General features: G+C 64.2%; 11 protein-coding genes and 3 pseudogenes. 10 read left to right on the top strand and 4 right to left on the bottom strand.

Annotated elements, in window-relative coordinates:
- Positions 1-695 precede the first annotated feature (695 nt).
- From V5B40_RS00185 to V5B40_RS00145, 10 genes and pseudogenes are all read left to right on the top strand, one after another.
- Positions 696-971, top strand: coding sequence for a hypothetical protein (locus V5B40_RS00185; RefSeq protein ID WP_332352571.1), 276 nt, complete (start codon positions 696-698; stop codon positions 969-971).
- A gap of 74 nt (positions 972-1,045) precedes the next feature.
- On the top strand, positions 1,046-1,843 hold the full coding sequence (locus tag V5B40_RS00180) for an efflux RND transporter periplasmic adaptor subunit (RefSeq protein WP_332352570.1): 798 nt from the start codon (positions 1,046-1,048) through the stop codon (positions 1,841-1,843).
- A 59-nt stretch (positions 1,844-1,902) separates the two neighbouring features.
- Positions 1,903-2,127 (top strand): hypothetical protein, encoded by a 225-nt coding sequence (locus tag V5B40_RS00175; RefSeq protein WP_332352569.1) that lies wholly within the window; start codon positions 1,903-1,905, stop codon positions 2,125-2,127.
- Complete coding sequence (locus tag V5B40_RS00170) at positions 2,124-5,309, top strand: efflux RND transporter permease subunit (protein WP_332352568.1); 3,186 nt, start codon at positions 2,124-2,126, stop codon at positions 5,307-5,309. The genes V5B40_RS00175 and V5B40_RS00170 overlap by 4 nt, the downstream gene beginning before the upstream one ends.
- Positions 5,310-5,402: 93 nt before the next feature.
- Positions 5,403-6,938 carry a glutamate--cysteine ligase gene (gene gshA, locus V5B40_RS00165; protein WP_332352567.1) on the top strand — a complete coding sequence of 512 codons (1,536 nt, stop codon included), beginning with the start codon at positions 5,403-5,405 and terminating at the stop codon, positions 6,936-6,938.
- A 152-nt stretch (positions 6,939-7,090) separates the two neighbouring features.
- Positions 7,091-7,195 (top strand): annotated as a pseudogene (locus tag V5B40_RS25055) (oxidoreductase); the annotation flags it as partial.
- A gap of 65 nt (positions 7,196-7,260) precedes the next feature.
- Complete coding sequence (locus tag V5B40_RS00160; RefSeq protein WP_332352566.1) at positions 7,261-9,834, top strand: arylsulfatase; 2,574 nt, start codon at positions 7,261-7,263, stop codon at positions 9,832-9,834.
- A gap of 63 nt (positions 9,835-9,897) precedes the next feature.
- Positions 9,898-10,251: a hypothetical protein gene (locus V5B40_RS00155; protein ID WP_332352565.1), complete on the top strand. Its 354-nt coding sequence runs from the start codon at positions 9,898-9,900 to the stop codon at positions 10,249-10,251.
- 107 nt (positions 10,252-10,358) lie between these two features.
- Positions 10,359-11,265 (top strand): annotated as a pseudogene (locus tag V5B40_RS00150) (ROK family protein).
- A gap of 179 nt (positions 11,266-11,444) precedes the next feature.
- Complete coding sequence (locus V5B40_RS00145) at positions 11,445-11,855, top strand: MOSC domain-containing protein (protein ID WP_332352564.1); 411 nt, start codon at positions 11,445-11,447, stop codon at positions 11,853-11,855.
- A 556-nt stretch (positions 11,856-12,411) separates the two neighbouring features.
- Here the strand turns inward: V5B40_RS00145 and V5B40_RS00140 are convergent.
- From V5B40_RS00140 to hemE, 4 genes and pseudogenes are all read right to left on the bottom strand, one after another.
- Positions 12,412-13,290, bottom strand: a complete 879-nt coding sequence (locus V5B40_RS00140; RefSeq protein ID WP_332352563.1) for a hypothetical protein — start codon at positions 13,288-13,290, stop codon at positions 12,412-12,414.
- 67 nt (positions 13,291-13,357) lie between these two features.
- Complete coding sequence (locus V5B40_RS00135; protein ID WP_332352562.1) at positions 13,358-14,899, bottom strand: Ppx/GppA phosphatase family protein; 1,542 nt, start codon at positions 14,897-14,899, stop codon at positions 13,358-13,360.
- Between the two features lie 446 nt (positions 14,900-15,345).
- Positions 15,346-17,360, bottom strand: a pseudogene (locus V5B40_RS00130) (primosomal protein N').
- Between the two features lie 337 nt (positions 17,361-17,697).
- Positions 17,698-18,774: a uroporphyrinogen decarboxylase gene (gene hemE / locus V5B40_RS00125; protein WP_291998279.1), complete on the bottom strand. Its 1,077-nt coding sequence runs from the start codon at positions 18,772-18,774 to the stop codon at positions 17,698-17,700.
- Between the last annotated feature and the right edge of the window lie 14 nt (positions 18,775-18,788).

Raw genomic sequence — 18,788 nt, 5'->3', positions numbered from 1 at the left:
CCGGGCCGGAACCGGGACCGGAGCAGCCCCCCCCAAGGAAGCGAACAGGCAGTGATTGCTTATTGGATGGCCATCTCCGCGACGTGCAATGGAGTGCGGGCGGGAATGCTCAGGCGAACCGCCAGGCACGAGCTACGTGTGCCCCCTTGCCGGTGGCCGGGGCGCAGATGAGCAGGGAAAACGCCTTGCTTTCGCCAGCGCCTGAGCGTGGGATAAGCATCGCCTTGATCTTTGCCCTCGCTGCCGAACGCTTGTCGGTCTACTACAGCCATGACCAGTGGCTGAAAGAAGACCAGGGTGCCACTCTCGCCGCCGACTGGTTGGCGCGCTCGCAACGCCGCCTGCCCCTCGCCGAGCGACGGCAGCTGTCGGCCTTGAGCGAGCAACTGACACGGCAGATTGCCGACACCCTGTCGCGCGAAGCCGGACTGCACACGGCGCACGAAATGATGGAAGCACTCGATGCGGACTACGAGTCCGAGATTGGACGCACGCTGATGATGGAATGCGAGCGGCTACTGGATAGCGCTCTCGCCGATCAGGCTTCAAGCATCCTTCCCCGTTAGGGTGCTTTGGATTACCCTTGGAAGGAAAAATTTCGGGGGAAACTCATTCCGCCGCGAGCACCTTGATCGGCGATAGAATTGGCGCCGAGCGCGAGGCATTGTCGTTGCGGGACTATCGAGAGGTCTGACATGAGAGCTATTTTTGCTGTGCTGGCATTTTCTTTTTCCACGGCGGCCTCTTCTGCGTGCTACATCATCTATACGCGATCGAATGAGGTGATATGGCAGGGGAGTAGCCCGCCAGTGGCCATGAATACCCTTTATATCGACGCCGAAGTACAGAAAAAAGTGCCCAAAGGGCATATGGTGATCTTGATCGGTTCCCCGGCACCCTGTCCGGAGATAGATTTGACCGTTCCGAGAAGAACCATGCGGCAAGCGGCTGCGGAAATGAACAACAACTGAGCCGGAGCAGCCGGCCGGCCACGTTCTTCGGCAAGCCCACGCTGTATAGAACCTGGCAAACCGATGGGAGCCCCATGCGCAGCAACACCGACCTGCACCTGCTGCTTGCCAGCCTGGCCCTGCTCTGCGGCGTGGCCCTGGCAGCCGACCCGCCGCCAGCGAGCGTGATCGTCGCCCCGGCGCGCCAAATCCAGTACGCCGACAGCATCGAAGCGCTGGGCACGGTCGCCGCCATGGAATCGGTGGCCTTGACGGCAACGGTCACGGAAACCGTCAGAGCCCTCCACTTCGACGACGGCGACCGGGTCGAGAAGGGCCAGCTACTCGCCGAATTGAGCAGCCGCGAGGAACACGCCCAGCTCGAGGAAGCGCGTGCCACGGTCAGCGAAGCGCTGCGTCAGTATCAGCGTTTCCAGTCGCTGGCCGCCAAGGGCACCGCGGCCAAATCGCAGCTCGACGAACGCCAGCGTGACTGGGAAACGGCGCGTGCCCGACTGGCAGCCATCGAGTCGCGCCTGGCCGACCGGCAGATCAAGGCGCCCTTCGCCGGCGTCGTCGGCCTGCGCGACCTGAGCGTCGGCGCACTGGTCGAGCCCGGCGACCTGATCACCACGGTCGACGACGACAGCGCCGTCAAACTCGAGTTTCCGGTCGCCGCTACTTACCTCGAGGTGCTGCGGCCCGGGCTGGAGGTAAGCGCCAGCAGCCGCGCTTTTCCCGGGCGCCGCTTCGACGGCACGATCAAGGCGGTGAATAGCCGTATCGATCCGGTCACCCGTTCGATTCGCGTGCGCGCGACGCTGCCGAACCCCGAGCACCTGCTCAGGCCCGGCCTGCTGATGAACGTCGTTGTGCAGCAGAGTCGCGCCTGACACTGGTCATTCCGGAGGAGGCGCTGCTGCCGCTTGGCGAGCAGCAGTTCGTCTTTGTGGTGAGCACCGACGGCAAGGTCGACAAACGTGAATTGCAGATTGGCGGGCGTCGCCCCGGGCTGGTCGAAGTCGTCAAGGGCCTCGCGGCGGACGAACAGGTCATCACCCACGGTCACCTGCAGTTGCGCCCGGGCCAGGTAGTCAACATCATCGCCAGCGACGACGGTAGCCGCAGCCTGGCCGAACTGCTGCGCTCACTGCCCGGCGGCGGCGCTACCCCATGATCCTCTCCGATGTATCGGTCACCCGGCCGGTGTTCGCCTCGGTGATGTCCCTGCTGCTGATCGCCTTCGGCCTGCTCTCCTTCGAGCGCCTGCCGCTGCGCGAGTACCCGGACATCGATCCGCCGATCGTTACCGTCGAGACCGGCTACCCGGGCGCGGCCGCCAACGTCGTCGAGAACCGCGTCACCAAGTTGATCGAAGAGCGCATTGCGGGTATCGAGGGAATTCGCTTCATCGCCTCGAGCAGCGAAGATGGACGCTCGCGAATCACGCTCGAATTCGCCGTCGGTCGCGATATCGATGCCGCCGCCAACGACATTCGCGACCGCGTCTCGGCGATCGTCGACGACCTGCCCGAGGAAGCCGAGCCACCGGACATCCAGAAGCAGGACAGCAACGAAGACGTGATCATGTGGCTCAACCTGGCCGGCGACGGCATGAGCATCCCGGAACTGACCGACTACGCGCGGCGCTACCTGATGGACCGCTTTTCGGTGCTCGACGGCGTCGCCCGAGTGCGCATCGGTGGCGGCCAGGAATACGCCATGCGCATCTGGCTGGACCGCCGCGAACTGGCGGCGCGCAAGCTCACGGTCGCCGACGTCGAGGCCGCACTGCGCGCCGAAAACCTGGAGCTGCCGGCCGGCAGTATCGACTCCGAAAACCGTCAGTTCACGGTGCGCACGCAGCGCAGCTTTCTGACCGCGCAGGACTTTGCGCAGCTGGTGCTGGCACGCGGCGACGACGGCTACCTGGTACGCCTCGCCGACGTCGCGCGCGTCGTGCGCGGCACCACCGAAGACCGCCTTTTCTTCCGCGGCAACGGCGTGCCGATGGTCGGCATCGGCATCACCAAGCAGTCCACGGCCAATACTCTGGCCGTCGCCAAGGCGGCGAAGGCAGAGATGGAGCGCATCAACAGCACTCTGCCGGCGGGCATGGCGATCAAGCAGAGCTATGACAGCTCGGTCTTCGTCGAGGGCGCGATCCACGAAGTCTACAAGACGCTGTTCCTCGCCATCGCCATGGTCGTCGGCGTGATTTTTCTCTTCCTCGGCAGTCTGCGCGCCATGCTGGTACCGGCGGTGACCGTGCCGGTCTCGCTGGTGGCCACTTTCATGGTCCTGCTGGCGCTCGATTTCTCGCTCAACATCCTCACCCTGCTGGCGCTGGTCCTGGCCATTGGCCTGGTCGTCGACGACGCCATCGTGGTTATCGAGAACATTCACCGACGCATGCAGGAGTACGGCGAAACGCGTCTCGTGGCCGCCTACCGCGGCACCCGCCAGGTGGGTTTCGCGGTCATCGCCACCACCGTCGTGCTGGTCGCGGTGTTCGTGCCGATTGCCTTTCTGCAGGGCAATATCGGCCGCCTGTTTGCCGAGTTTTCGCTGACCATGGCGGCTGCCGTGTGTTTCTCGAGTTTTGTTGCCCTGTCTCTGTCGCCGATGCTGGCCTCGAAGATCCTGCGCCAGGATGCCGAGCACGCGCGCCTGTCGGGGCTTGTCGATCGCTTGTTCGGCAGGGTGCGCAAGAGCTATCACACCCTGCTGCAAGGCGCCCTGAGGCACAGCTGGATCATTATCCTGCTCTTTCTCGCCCTCCTCGCCAGCTCGATATGGCTGTACCGGAACATTCCCGATGAGTACGCGCCGCGCGAAGACCGGGGCGTCTTTTACGTGATGGTCAGTGGCCCGGAAGGAAGTTCCTATCCCTATATCGCGGCCTACATGACCGAGATCGAGCAGCGCCTGATGCCGCTGGTGGACAGCGGCGAGATCGCACGCATGCTGGTGCGTGCGCCGCGCGCCTTCGGGAATCTCGAGATCTTCAATACCGGCATCGTCATCAACGTCCTCAGCGACTGGGCGCAGCGACGCTCGGCCTGGGAAATCATGGAAGACGTTCGCCTGCGTCTAAAGGATTTGCCAGGCGTGCGCGCTTTTCCGGTCATGCGCCAGGGTTTCGGCTCGCGCATCCAGAAACCGGTGCAGTTCGTCATCGGCGGCGGCACCTATGAACAACTCGCAAAATGGCGCGACATTTTGGTCGAGCAGATCAACGCCAACAACCCCGGCCTGGTCGGACTGGACTGGGACTACAAGGAGACCAAGCCGCAACTGCGCGTGGTGATCGATTACGACCGCGCCGCCGAGCTCGGGGTCAGCATCGGTGACATCGGGCGCACCCTGGAAACGGTGCTCGGCTCGCGGAAGGTAACCACCTATATCGATGCCGGCGAAGAATACGACGTGATCCTGAAAGGCGAGCGCAGCACGCAGCGCACGCCGGCCAGTCTGGAGAACATCCACGTCCGCTCGGCGCGCACGCAGGCACTGATACCGCTTGGCAACCTGGTGCGGCTCGAAGAGTTTGCCGATTCGCTTCAGCTCAACCGTTACAACCGGGTGCGTGCGATCACCCTGGAAGCCAATCTCGCCGAGGGCGTCGCGCTGGGCGACGCCTTGCGCAGCCTCGAGAAATTGACCAGGGAACACCTGCCCAGCGAAGTGATCATCGACTACAAGGGCCAGTCGGAAGACTTCAAGTCGACCGGCGGCACAATCCTCTTCGCCTTCGTGCTGGGCGTGGTCATCGTTTTCCTGGTGCTGGCCGCGCAGTTCGAGAGCTGGATCCATCCCTTCGTGATCATGCTTACCGTGCCGCTGGCAATGGCCGGGGCACTCCTCGGCCTTTATTTTTCCGGCCAGACACTCAACCTCTACAGCCAGATCGGCCTGATCATGCTCGTCGGCCTTGCCGCCAAGAACGGCATCCTGATCGTCGAATTTGCCAACCAGCTGCGCGACGCCGGCAAACCTTTCCGCGCCGCCCTCGTCGAGGCCGCCGAAATCCGCCTGCGCCCGATCGTCATGACCGGCATCACCACCGCCGCCGGTTCCGTTCCGCTGCTCCTGTCAGCCGGTGCCGGCACGGAAACACGCACCGTCATCGGCACGGTAGTGCTCTGCGGCATCCTCTCGGCCACCTTGTTCACCCTCTTTGTGGTGCCCGTCGCCTACGACCTGCTGGCCAGGCATACCGGCTCGCCAAATCGCGTCCACCGGCAGCTGGAAAAGGAACTGGCGGCAAGCGATGAGCAGGCATGCGGAATCGAAAGCCTGGCGGGCAGCGACGACAAAGCTGGCCACGCAATGACTCGCTTGCGCGAAGATCCATGATTCTCTCAGGCACGGCTCACGGCCCCGGGAACGTCCGACAGGCGGCTGGAGAGCGGCAGACGCAACCCCAATTTACGCAAAGAAGGACGCCTTATGTTGAAGTTCACATGTTGCGATGAGATGCGGCAGTTCTTCTCGCCAGATCACGCGCAGGTTTTGCGCGGTATCACGCGCGGCTACGAGCGCGAATGCTTGCGCGTGGACGCCAGTGCCTACCTGGCGCAAACCCCTCATCCCCTGACGCTGGGCTCCAAACTCACCCACCCCTGGATTACCACCGACTACGCCGAAGCGCTGCTGGAGTTCATCACCCCTCCGTCACAAGACCCGGCCTTTCCCCTGGATTTCCTGCGCGACATCCACCGCTTCACGGCCCGGCAGATGCGGGGAGAAATCATGTGGGCAGGCTCCATGCCCTGCGTCGTCGGCGACGACAAGACCATCGCCATTGCCAACTACGGCAGCTCCAACTCCGCCATGATGAAGTCTGTCTATCGCGAAGGCCTGGGCCTTCGCTATGGGCGGCACATGCAGACGATTGCCGGCTCGCACTACAACTGGTCGCTGCCTGAGGAGTTCTGGGTAATTTTGAAAGGCTGCTGCTCCGGAACAGGCAGCCTGCAGGACTTTGTCAGCGAGCGCTATTTCGGATTGATTCGCAATTTTCTGCGCTTTGGCTGGTTGATTCCCTACCTGTTCGGTGCCTCGCCCGCGATCTGTCAATCATTCCTGCAAGGCCGCCGGTCAGGCCTCCAGGAGCTCGTTCCAGGCACCCTGTTCCGCCCCTACGCGACCAGCCTGCGCATGAGCGACCTGGGCTATCAGAACCGGGCGCAAGATCAACTGCACGTCAGTTTCAATTCACTGGCCGAGTACACCCAGGCACTGGAGACGGCGATTCGCACCCCTGATCCGTTCTACGAAAAGCTGGGCGTGCGCGAAGGCGAGCGCTGGAAGCAACTCAACGCGAACCTGCTGCAAATTGAGAACGAATTTTATGCCGGCATCCGGCCCAAACGCGTCGCCAAGGCGGGCGAGCGCCCGGCGCTGGCCTTGAAGAAATACGGTGTCGAATACCTGGAAGTGCGCCTGTTTGACCTGAACCCGTTCGTAGACATCGGTATCGTCCCCGAGCAAAGCACTTTTGCCGACATCCTGTTACTGATGTGCCTTTTTCATCAGAGTCCTCCCATTACGGCGCGCGAGCAGGGAGAAAACGATGAAAACCAGGCCCGTATCGTCAACCAGGGCCGCCAGCCTGACCTGACCCTGCTGGTGTACAACCGCGAACAAGCTTTCCAGCCCATTGCACACGCCCTGTTCGACGACATGCAGCCTTTTGCGCAGATGCTGGATGTGGCCTACGGTGGCGATAACTACAGCAGCACGCTGGCCAGCTTGCGCACCCGAATTGATCACCCGGAGACGACGCCGTCGGCCCAGGTGCTGCTTGCCGCGAGGGAACACAAAGGCTACTTCAAATTCGCCATGCAGCAGTCCCAGCAGCACCACGAGAGCTTGCTGGCCCAAGCCGCTGGACGCGGCTACATTGGCCAAGTTCGAGGACAGCGTACAAGCCTCTCTGGTCGAGCAACAGCGATTGGAATCGCTGCCGCAGGGACGCTTTGAGGACTACGTGGCGAGTTACTACGCATAGAGGGCAAGCGCCTAACGGTCATGACACGTGGAAGACACCCCAAATCATGAAAGTCATGACCGTCTCCCCCCACTTGCAGTGCGCATTCCGGCTTGCACGCCGGAATCGTTCGACGAGCAGGGAGCATGAACCCACATCACTCATCCAGCGCTTTGTCACTGCAGAAGAAGTCGCTGATGCCGCGCTATTTCTTGATCAAAACGGCGCCGTCAACGGCAGCGCCCGGCGATCAGTACCTGACGGCGGCCATTATTGGCATAATGCGAGGCATATTCACCCCGGAGGCGTCGGTCCATGTCCAGGAATCGCTGCATAGCGGCACTGCTGTTTTTCTTCTTCGCAGCCCTGTCGGTCGTCGGCGCAGCAAGGGCGCAGCAGGTCACCGGAGTTCTCGGCTCTCCGAGCGCCACCACCACCCTTGGCGGTAAGCAGCTGCCACCCCCCGATCCGAAATTCGGCGGAGTGATCAAGGAAAGGGCCTCGGAGTCGACCCCCTGGTGGCCGCCGCGCATCGTGCCGCCGAAAGCTGCGCCGAACGTGCTGCTGATCATGAGCGACGACGACGGCTTCGGCGCGCCGTCGACTTTCGGCGGCGTCATCCCGACCCCGGCGCTGGACCGCATCGCGACGAGTGGTCTGCGCTATACGAACTTCCACTCCACCTCGCTGTGCTCGCCGACGCGGGCGGCGCTGATCACCGGCCGCAACCATCACTCGGTGGGCTTCGGGGTGGTCGGAGAAATCGCCACCGGCTACCCTGGCTACGACTCGATCATCCCGATCGAGAAGGGCACCATCGGCACCATCCTGAAAGACAACGGCTACGCGACCGCGTGGTTCGGCAAGGACCACAACACGCCCTTCTTCGCCAACAGCCAGGCCGGACCGTTCGAGCAGTGGCCGAACGGCATGGGCTTCGAGTATTTCTACGGCTTTGTGGGTGGAGACACCAGCCAGTGGCAACCGAACCTGTTCCGCAATACCACGCCGATCTACCCTTTTCAGGGCAATCCGGGCTGGAACCTGACCACGGCGATGGCCGACGAGGCGATCCAGTACATGAAACAGCTCAAGGAGCTGGCGCCCGAAAAGCCGTTCTTCGTCTACTACGTGCCGGGCGGCACGCACGCCCCGCACCACCCGACGAAGGAATGGATCGACAAGATCAGCGCCATGCATCTGTTCGACGACGGCTGGGAAAAACTGCGCGAGACCATCTTCGCCAACCAGAAGCGGCTGGGCATCATGCCCGAAAACGCACAACTGACGCCCTGGCCCGACGGACAGGAGATCTACGGCGGCGCCAAGCTGCCGAGGTGGGACTCGCTGAGCTTTGAGGAGAAGAAACTGTTCATCAAGCAGGCCGACGTCTATGGCGCCTATCAGGCCTACACCGATCATCAGATCGGCCGCGTCATCCAGGCGGTCGAGGACCTGGGCGAGCTCGACAACACCCTGATCATCTACATCAGCGGCGACAACGGCGCCAGCGCCGAAGGCATGGTCAACGGCACGCCGAACGAGTTCACCACCTTCAACGGCATCGAGGTACCGATCAAGGACCAGTTCCTGTGGTACGAGTTCTGGGGCTCCGAGCGGACTTTTCCGCACTACTCGGCGGCCTGGGCGTGGGCGCTTGGCACGCCGTTCAAGTGGATGAAACAGGTACCGTCGCATTTCGGCGGCACGGCCCAGGGCGTGGCCATGTCCTGGCCCGGCCATATCGGCGATCCGGGCGGCATCCGTCGCCAGTTCCACCACGTCATCGACATCGTTCCGACGATCCTCGAGGCGACCGGCATTCCGGCACCAGAGACGATCAAGGGCATCAAGCAGTTGCCGATTGAAGGCACGAGCATGGCCTACACCTGGGACAAGGCCAATGCCGGCGTGCCCACCCGGCACACGACGCAGTACTTCGAGATGCTCGGCAATCGCGCCATCTATCATGATGGCTGGGTAGCGGCCACCACCCCGGCGACGCGCCCCTGGGAGCTGAGCAGCGCGAAACCGCCGGATGTGATCACCGGCTACCGCTGGGAGCTGTACAACGTCATCGAGGATCCGACGCAGAACAAGGACCTGGCGGCGACGATGCCCGAGAAGCTCAAGCAGATGCAGGGCATCTTCTACGTCGAGGCGGCGAAGTACAACGTGCTGCCGCTCGACAACACGACGCTGACGCGCTGGAATACGCCGCGGCCGAGCCTGAAGGCAGGGCGCACGGAGTTCAGCTATGCGGGCGGCCTGACCGGCGTGCCGGCCAGCACTGCGCCGAGCATCATTGACAAGTCCTACCGCATCACCGCCGAAGTCACCATTCCCGAGGGCGGCGCGGAAGGCATGATCGTCACCCAGGGCGGCCGCTTCGGCGGCTATGGCCTGTTCCTGAGCAAGGGTGACTTCGGCGTCGGCCGGGGCAAGGTGGTCTTCCTCTACAACCTGCTCGATCTCAAGCGCACGACCTGGGAAGGACCCGAGCTGGCTGCCGGCAAGCACAGCATCGTCTTCGACTTCAAGTCGGATGGTCCGGGCCTGGCCAAGGGCGGCACGGGTGTTCTCTCGGTGGATGGCAAGGAAGTGGCCAGGAATTCCATGGAACACACCGTCCCGATCACCTTCCCGGAGGACGAAACCTTCGACGTCGGCGAGGACACGCGCACGCCGCTGGCGCTCATCGAGTATCGCTACGACACGCCGTTCAAGTTCACCGGCACGATCGACAAGCTGACCGTCAAGCTCGAACCTTTCCCGCCGGAAGAGAGCGCGAAGCCCAGCGCGGCTGCTCAAGCCGCGCCTGCCGCGGTCGCGCCGGCGGCGCCAGCGGCAGGCAGCGCCGCACCGGCCAGCGATGCGCAGAAGCGCTAAGGATCGGCGCTTACGCAAAACGAGTCGCGTGAGCGAGCTGCGCAGCCAGGGCCAGGCCGGGCCATGAGATCGGCACTGGCCTTCGCCGCGGTGGGAGAAATCGCCACCGGCCTGGCCTTGCTGATCCTCCCATCGCTCGTTGGGCGCCTGTTATTGGGCGAGGAGCTGACGGGCATCGCCATACCCGTCGCCCGCGTCGCCGGTATCGCCCTGATCGCCCTTGGGCTCGCCTGCTGGCCCGGCCCGCCGCGGCTCGGCATGTTGGTCTACGGCGCAGCGGTCACGCTGTACCTCGCCTATCTTGGCTTCACCGGCATTTCGACGGGCATCTTGCTGTGGCCCGCGGTCGCCCTGCACGCCCTTCTGACCGCGCTGATGATTCGGGAGCAAGCACTGGACAAGGCGAGTGGAAGATAGGGACAACATCGGGCGAAAACGAGCCTGGCCATTTTTTTGTTTCGGTTTCTTTTTCTTTCCGACCAGCGGCCAGCACCGGTCCGCTGGAATTTAGGCAAAGCGCATAGATCGTGTTACGTATCGGCATAGACCTTGGCGGCAGCAAGATCGAGCTCATCGCGCTCGACGACGCCGGCCGCGTCTTGCTGCGGCGGCGCTGTCCGACGCCGCAGGGCGATTACCGGGGCACGCTCAGGACGGTCAGCGAGGCTGATCGAAGCTGCGGAAAGCGAGCTTGGCGAGACCGGCAGCGTCGGCATCGGCGTGCCTGGCGCGGAATCGACCGTTGATGGCCGCATAAAAAACGCCAACTCGACCTGCCTGATCGGCGAAGCGCTGCGCGAAGACCTGCAGGCGCTGTTACGGCGCGAAATACGCCTGGCCAACGACGCCAACTGCTTTGCTCTTTCGGAAGCCATCGACGGCGCCGGCAAAGGCGCGGAAGTCGTTTTCGGGGTGATTCTCGGCACCGGCGTCGGCGGCGGCATCGTCGTCAATCAAGGCGTGCTGAACGGAGCCAACCGCATTGCCGGCGAATGGGGGCATAACCCCTTGCCGCTGCCGGAAGAAGAGAGCCTGCCGCCGCCGCGCTGCTACTGCGGGCGCTTCGGCTGCGTCGAAACCTGGTTGTCGGGGCCGGCGCTTTGTGCCGACCACCTGCGACATGGTGGCGAAGCGCTCGCTGCCGAGCAGATCTGCGCCGCTGCCGCAGCCGGTGACCTGAACTGCGAACAGACCCTGGCGCGCTACGAGCGCCGCCTGGCCAAGGCGCTGGCGCAGGTGGTCAACATCCTCGATCCGCAGGTCATCGTGCTCGGCGGCGGCCTTTCGAATATCCAGCGTCTGTATGACGCGGTGCCGCGCCTGTGGGCCACGCACGTCTTTTCCGATGTCATTCGCACGCGGCTGTTGCGTAACGTGCATGGCGACTCTTCCGGCGTTCGCGGCGCCGCCTGGCTATGGAACGAGAGATGACACGAAATCATGCTGTTCAGCGGCGGCTTGACGAGGATCGAGGAACACGGACAGTCGACCGGGATCTACAAGAAACCGGTCATTGGCCCGATAGAGCTGAGCCTTGAGGTCTGGCCGGAGACATCCAGGCCGACCGGCGGGTCCATGGCGGGCCGGAGAAAGCCCTGCATCAGTACGCCGTGGACAACTATCGGCGTCTGGCCGAGCGCTTGCCGGCGATTGCTGCGCAACTGCTCGTCGGCAGTATCGGCGAGAACATTTCGGCCGCCGCGGTCGACGAAAGCACGGTCTTCATCGGCGACGTCTTCAGCCTCGGTCGCGCCCGGGTTCAGGTCAGCCAGCCACGCAGCCCGTGCTGGAAGATCGACCATCGCTACGCTCACGATGGCGTCGCACGGCTGATCGCCGAGACCGGCCTGACCGGCTGGTACTACCGTGTGCTCGAAGGGGCGACGATCAGCAGCGGCGACCGGCTCGAATTGATCGAACGTCTGCCGGGCGCAGTTTCTCTTGCCGAGCTGTGGCAATCTGGCGCGAGCACCGGCCCGATCCGGCGATCCTGGAACGTTTGTCAGCGGCGCCCGGCTTGACGCCCAGCTGGCAGAAGAAGCTGCATGACCGCCTGAGCTGGCTGCGCACCAACAGTGGCACGCCGGAAGTCGCACGGACGCTGTTTCATCCCCGCCAAGGCTGAAGCGAGTCACAGAGAAGCATCGCCGCCGCTTCCCGGCTTTTCTGGCCGGGCCAGTGCTCAGCGATACAGTGGTAGCGCGGCCAACCGCGCCTCGATGTCGGCGCTCACTTGCCGATAGGCAGGGTTATCCTGGCCACCGTAGCGGCGCTCGAACTGGGCTGCCGACAGATACTCCGGGAGCCCGCCCAGCGGCGGCGCCAGATCGCTGTCGCGCAGAGGCCCGCGCAGGGCGGCGTTGAGACGCGCTGAATCGCCAGCAGCAATTCCCCGAAGCGTGTCCCGGCACGATCGGCGGCCAGGTCGGCAAAGGAGAAGCCGCTGCCGCGGCGAGAGTCGTCGATTTCCTTGTAGACGCCGATGGCGTTGGCCGCCGGTTCGCCGGCCCAGACCGCCAGAGCGGCGGAAATGGAGAAATGCTGCGCGCTGTCGTAGCGTCCCCAGCAACTCCAGCTTCAGGCGGCGCGGACGCGGCCACTCGCGGGCTTGTGGAAAAAAAGCGTCGAGGCTTTTTCCGACTCATAGGCGGCCAGGACGAGCAGCGCCGCGCGTCGTTGCTGCAGCGTTTCTTCACCCTCAGGACCGGCCAGCAAGGGAGGCAGAACCTCGCTCAAGGGCACGCGGGCGTTGACCGGGTAGTTCATGAGCAGGCTTGCCAGCGCGCGCTGCGCGGCCTCGACACGCTGCTTATCGGCCGGCGTAAAGGCGAGAGCGCGGCCACGATCGAGCAGGCCCGGCTCCCAGACGTAGGTAACAGCGACCGCGCTGCGCGCTGGCACGAAGTCGAGACGACGAAAAGCTTTCCGCAACAGCTGCCACTGCTCGCCAAGACCGGCAATTTCGATCACCGAGACGCTCAGCCACTCGAACAGGCGCGGTGGTATCGGCAGCGATCCCAGCGACGCGGATGCCAGCTGCGCTTGCCCACGCCCACCTCCGGCGTGAAAAACGGCGCGCAGATTCAGATAGCGAGCGCCGCTTAGACCGGGAAGCTGGACGGGAACGCTAAAGCGGAACTCACCCGCCTCGTCGACCAGGGCAAACGCGCCGCGTCCGTGCAGGCTGCGGGTGGCCAGATGGTTGAAGGCCTCGTCGATCAGCGCCACCGGAATCTGCGCCGTTCGTTGTTCGCCACGGCGCAGTCGGCGCGGGTCGTTGCTGAGCAAAAGCCCACGAGCTTCGGCGACCGACGCGGGAGAAATGCTTGCGCTGCGGCTGACCAGCGGCGCCGTTTCGAGGCCGGCCAGAAAAAGGACTGCGGCGGCGAGCAGCGGCAGGAGCAGAAAGATGCGTATCACCGGCGCGGCGCGCCGATCGTCGGGCGGCCAGCACAAGGCCCCTGCGCCGGCGACACCCCGGCAGCAAGCGGCCGCGGCGCAGCGCTACTGCCCGGCTCGCTGCTCATGGCGCGGCCGGCGTGTCCGAGGTCGCTGGCGTCAGCTTGCTGTCGGGACTACCCAGACGCAAAGCGAAACCCGCTTTGCGCAGCAGGCGCGCTTCGTTTTGCAGGTCGGCGCGGGTCAGCGGATGCTCTTCAAGCCAGGCAGGCGGGAAGCGCAGCTCGATCTGTCGCCGGTCGACGCGTAGCCCAATGGCCGGCAAGGGCACGCTGCTGCGGCTACGGTGCAGCACCACCGCCAGGCGCAGGAGGACGCACAGGCGCGGCGCCATGCGCGCCCAGTCGCTCGGCAAATGCGCGAAGGCCTTGCTCGGAAAAGAGCGGCGGTGGCGCCTGACCAGTGCCGACAAGAGCAGTTGATCGTCGCGCGAATAGCCGGGCAAATCGGCATGTTCGAGCACGTAGGCGCCGTGTTTGTGGTGCTGGTCGTGGGTCAGCAGGAGACCCGTTTCATGCAGGCGAGCGGCGCGTTCGAGCACCGGCGCCGCCGCTTCGTCGGCGAGCCGCCATTGGCTGCTGACCTGCCGCAGCAGAGCCTGCGCAGTCGCACAGACGCGGCCCGCCTGGCCTTCGTCGAGGTTGAAACGGCTGATGACGTCGGCGATGGTTCGGTCGCGCACGTCTTCGTGGCGGATACGGCCCAGCAGATCATAGATCAGGCCTTCGCGCAGGGCACCTTCCGAGACCTCGAGCTGCTCGATGGCGAGCGCCTCGCAGAGCCCGTGCAGGACGACGAAGCCGCCGACAAAGACCCGCGCCCGCGCCGGGTCGAGTTGCCAGCGGCCGGCAATCGCCGCCGTGTCGCGTATTTCAAGCAGCTCGGCACGCAGCCGGCGCAAGGCTTCGCAGGTGATTCCCTCGCGGCTCCAGCCTTCGCTGATGAGCACGTCCTGGATCGCCTTGATCGAGCCCGACGCGCCGGTGACCACGGCCCAGCCACGCGCCAGATATTCCTGGCGCACCGGCTCCAGGGTCAGTTGCACCAGAAGTTCGGCCTCGCGCAGGCGGCTGGCGGTCAAGCGCCCATCGCCAAAGCAGGCACGGCTCAAGCTGACGCAACCCATTTTCAGGCTGGCCAGGTGTAGGGGATCGAATTTTTCTCCGATGATCAGCTCGGTGCTGCCGCCGCCAATGTCGATCACCAGGCGCTGCCCGGAGACGTCGCCGACGCTGTGCGCCACGCCCAGGTAGATCAGGCGCGCTTCTTCCTGGCCGCGGACGATCTCCACTTTGTGGCCGAGAACCTGTTCCGCTCGGGCCACGAACTCGGCACTGTTGCGTGCCTGGCGCAGGGTATTGGTACCGACAATGCGCAACTGCTCGGGCGGAATGTCGCGCAGCCGTTGGCCAAAGCGCGCGAGGCATTCGAGGGCGCGTTTTTGCGATTCCTGCGACAGGCGGTTGCGCGCATCGAGACCGCCCGCCAACTGGACCATCTCGCGCAAACGGTCATGAACCTGCACCTGCCCATTGACCAGGCGGGCGACGATCATGTGAAAACTGTTCGACCCGAGGTCGATCGCTGCTACGAATTCGGAAGACATCAGGACTCCTTGTCGCTACTGGCAGCGCCGACGGGATAGTCCGCTGCGCGCTGTGTCTGCTTGCCGCTGGTGGCCCGTCATGACCAGCACCTTGGTCGTCGTATTCATGGCATTCATCGCATTCATCGCCTTCGACGGCGGCAGGGCATCGCCTGGCGCCGGGAAACGGGCTCCGGCTGACTTTGACTGCCCCGCCAGCTGGCGGCAGGTGCAGTGGATGACAGCGCGCAACTCATTCCCCGGCAAACGGAAAGATAGCCGATGTGCTCTCTGAGCGCCGTGAAATGGCTCACGCCGCAGGGCCGCTAACCGGCATGCAGGCAGAGTATCCCTGCCGCTGTGGCCGTCGTCAATCAATCACCGCGGCGGTCACTGCTGTTCGCCGCTCGCCACTCGCCGCTCGAGGGAGTGGGCTTGGCGGCAGGGGGCCATAGCCCGTCCCCGCATCAGAACTCGAGCGGATCGACTTCAAGGTGCCAGCGCAGCCGTGACGGCGCTTTGATCGCTTCGAGCTGCGGCAGCCAGTCGGCAAGAAAGCGCTGCAGCGCTCGCCGTGCGGGCGACTCGACGAGCAACTGGCCGCGTTCGAAACTGGCGCGGCGGGCCAGGCGCATTGGCACCGGGTCGTAGAAGGTCACCGAATGTTCGCTGCCCACCGCCGGGCAGTACGCGCACTTTTCAGAAAGCCGAGGGCGTCGGCCATCAGCGGCGCTTCGGCACGCAGCATGGCCTGGTGCGCATAGGGAGGAAAGCCGGCCTGTTGCCGCTCGCTGAGCTGCTCGGCGGCGAAGGCGGGAAAGTCATGATGGACGAGCGCGGTGTACAGCGGATGCTCGGGGAACTGCGTCTGAATCAGGAACTCACCCGGGCGTTCGGCGCGGCCGGCGCGGCCGGCGACCTGCATCAACTGCGCGAAGAGGCGCTCGGGCGCGCGCCAGTCGGCGGCAAACAAGGCGGCGTCGGGAGCGATGGCGCCGACCAGGGTGAGCTTGGGGAAATCGTGCCCTTTGGCGAGCATCTGGGTGCCGACCAGAATGTCGGCGTCGCCGCTGTAAATCCGCGCCACCAGCACTTCCCACTGCTTGCGGCTGCGCGCCACGTCACGGTCGACGCGCAGCACTCTAGCCTCGGGAAAGTGCTCGGCGAGCACCGCTTCCAGGCGTTGTGTGCCGCGCCCGAAGGCGCTCAGATCCTGGTTGCCGCAGGTCGGGCAGCCTTTCGGCAAGCGCGCTTCGAAGCCGCAGTGATGGCAGCGCAGGCGGCGGTCGACCAGATGCAGCACCAGATTGGCGGCGCAGCGATGGCAGTGCGAGGTCCAGCCGCAGGCGGCGCAGGCCAGCACCGGTGCGTAGCCCCGGCGATTGAGGAAGAGCAGGCTTTGCTCGCCGCGCGCCAGGCGCTCCTCGACAGCGCGTAGCAAGGCACGACTGAGGCCGTCCTGGGGCTTGTCGAGGCGGGTGTCGATACGCTGCACGCTCGGCAGCCGAGCACCTTCGACCGCCCGCTCACTCAGCCTCAGCAGACGATAGCGACCGCGGCCAGCCTCGGCGGTGGCGTTGGCCCAGCTTTCGAGCGAAGGCGTCGCCGAACCGAGGATGATTTTGATGGCGCCCTGGCGGGCACGGAAGACAGCCAGGTCGCGCGCCGAATAGCGGATGCCGTCCTGCTGTTTGAAGGAGGGGTCGTGCTCCTCGTCGACGACGATCAAGCCGAGCTCGGGCAGCGGAGTGAAGATGGCCAGGCGGGTGCCGAGCACGATGCGCGCTTCGCCGGTCAAGGCGGCGCGCCAGTTGCGGCTGCGCGCGGCCTCGCCGAGCTCGCTGTGCAGACTGACCAGCCCGGCGGCGGGAAAACGCGCTGCGACGCGGGCTTCAAGCTGTGGGGTCAGATTGATTTCCGGGACCAGCAGCAGCGACTGCTGTCCATCGGCCAGGGCGCGCTCAATGAGCCGGAGATAGATTTCGGTCTTGCCACTGCCGGTCACGCCGTGCAAAAGGTAGGCGTGGAAGCCGGTGCCACGCTCGGCGATCGCGTTCAGCACCGCCTGCTGCTCGCCCGTCAGTTCTGGCGCCGCCACGGCCGCGCCTGGCGAAGCTTGCCGCGGCGCTCTGGCCTTGACGGGCTTGAGGGCGCGCAGCCCGGCCGGCAAGGTCGACAGCATCACCTGGCCGAGCGCTACGTGATAGTAGTCGGCGCAGAACTCGCTAAGGCGAAACCAGTCTGCGGGCAAAGGCGGCAAGTCGCGAAAGACCTCGCCAAGAAGCTTGAGTTGCTCCAGCGGAAAATCGCTCGCCGCCGGCAGCTCGACGAGAATGCCGATTTTCTCGTTGCGACCGAAGGGCACACGTACGCGGTAGCCAATATCGCCCGCCGACAGCGGCTCGCCATCGGCGACGCGGTAGTCGAAGAGGCGACGCAGCGGAACATCAAGGGCGACGCGGGCAATCTGCGGCAAGGGCATCAGGTCGGAGAGCCATTGACAGTCGGGAGGAGGAAACGATCGCTAGTTAGCGGCGGAAGCTCGCGCCACTTCTCGTAGTACGGCATAAGATCTTCTGTTATTTGAGGTTTCTAGCCCATTCACAGTTTCTGTGGATAACTCTGTGGATGAGGGCGCTGGGAAACCCCGCAAAAGCCCATCCTGACAGGGTTTCAGAGCCGTTGCCGGAAAAACAGGCGATTAAAAACTTCTTATAAATTAGCGGCTTACAACTACAAGGCTGATTTACAAGGAACTTTCCACCGCACCGGAAACTCGGAAGTCTCTTCTGTGAACAAGTCAAGCGCTAATCGCAGGCTCAACGCCCTTTTTGGCGCAGAATCCGACTGTGCTGGTGCACCGCATCAAGCAGCGCTTTGACGTTGTCCGGCGGCGTGAACTGCGAGATGCCGTGCCCAAGGTTGAAGACGTGCCCGGTGTCCCCCGGGCCGTAGGCGTCGAGCACTTTCCTGGCCTCGCTGGCAATCGTTTCGGGTGCCGCGAAGAGCACCGCCGGGTCGATATTGCCCTGCAGGGAAACCTTGTCACCGACGCGTCGGCGCGCTTCGCCGATGTCGATCGTCCAGTCCAGGCCGACCGCGTCACAGCCGATCTCGGCGATCGCTTCCAGCCACAGGCCACCGCCTTTTGTAAACACGATCGATGGCACGCGCTCGCCGTCCTTGTTCTTGATCAACTGGGCAACGATTCGCTGCATGTACGCCAGCGAGAACTCGCGATACGCTGCGGGCGACAGGGAGCCGCCCCAGGAATCAAAGATCATCACCGCCTGGGCACCGGATTCAATCTGCGCGTTGAGGTAGGCAACCACGGCGTCGGCGGTGACCGAAAGAATGCGATGCAAGAGGTCGGGTCGGTCGTAGAGCATGCCCTTGACGCGGCGGTAATCGGTGCTCGAAGCGCCTTCGACCATGTAGCAGGCGAGAGTGTAAGGACTCCCGGAAAAGCCGATCAGCGGCACCGAGTTGTTCAGTGCGCGCCGGATTTCCACCACCGCATCCATCACATAACGCAGGTGATCCCAGGGATCGGGGGCGCTGAGGTCGCGAATCGCCCATTCTTCGCGCAGGGGACGTTCGAAGCGCGGCCCTTCGCCGTCGGTGAAATACAGTCCCAGGCCCATCGCGTCGGGAATGGTCAGGATGTCCGAGAAGAGAATTGCGGCGTCGAGATCGAAGCGCGCCAGGGGTTGCAGAGTCACCTCGCAAGCCAGGCCAGGGTTGGTACACAACTGCATGAAGCTGCCTGCACGGGCACGCGTTTCACGATACTCGGGCAGGTAGCGACCAGCCTGACGCATCAACCAGACCGGCGTGTGCGTGGTCGGCTCCTTGAGCAGCGCGCGCAGAAAAGTATCGTTGGATGGGCGGGTCACGGCAAACTCCGGCG

The organism is Candidatus Accumulibacter meliphilus, assembly GCF_036625345.1.
Taxonomy (GTDB): Bacteria; Pseudomonadota; Gammaproteobacteria; order Burkholderiales; family Rhodocyclaceae; genus Accumulibacter; species Accumulibacter meliphilus.
Note: the sequence above shows the minus strand (reverse complement) of the source record. Positions and strands in the feature narration are given on the sequence as shown.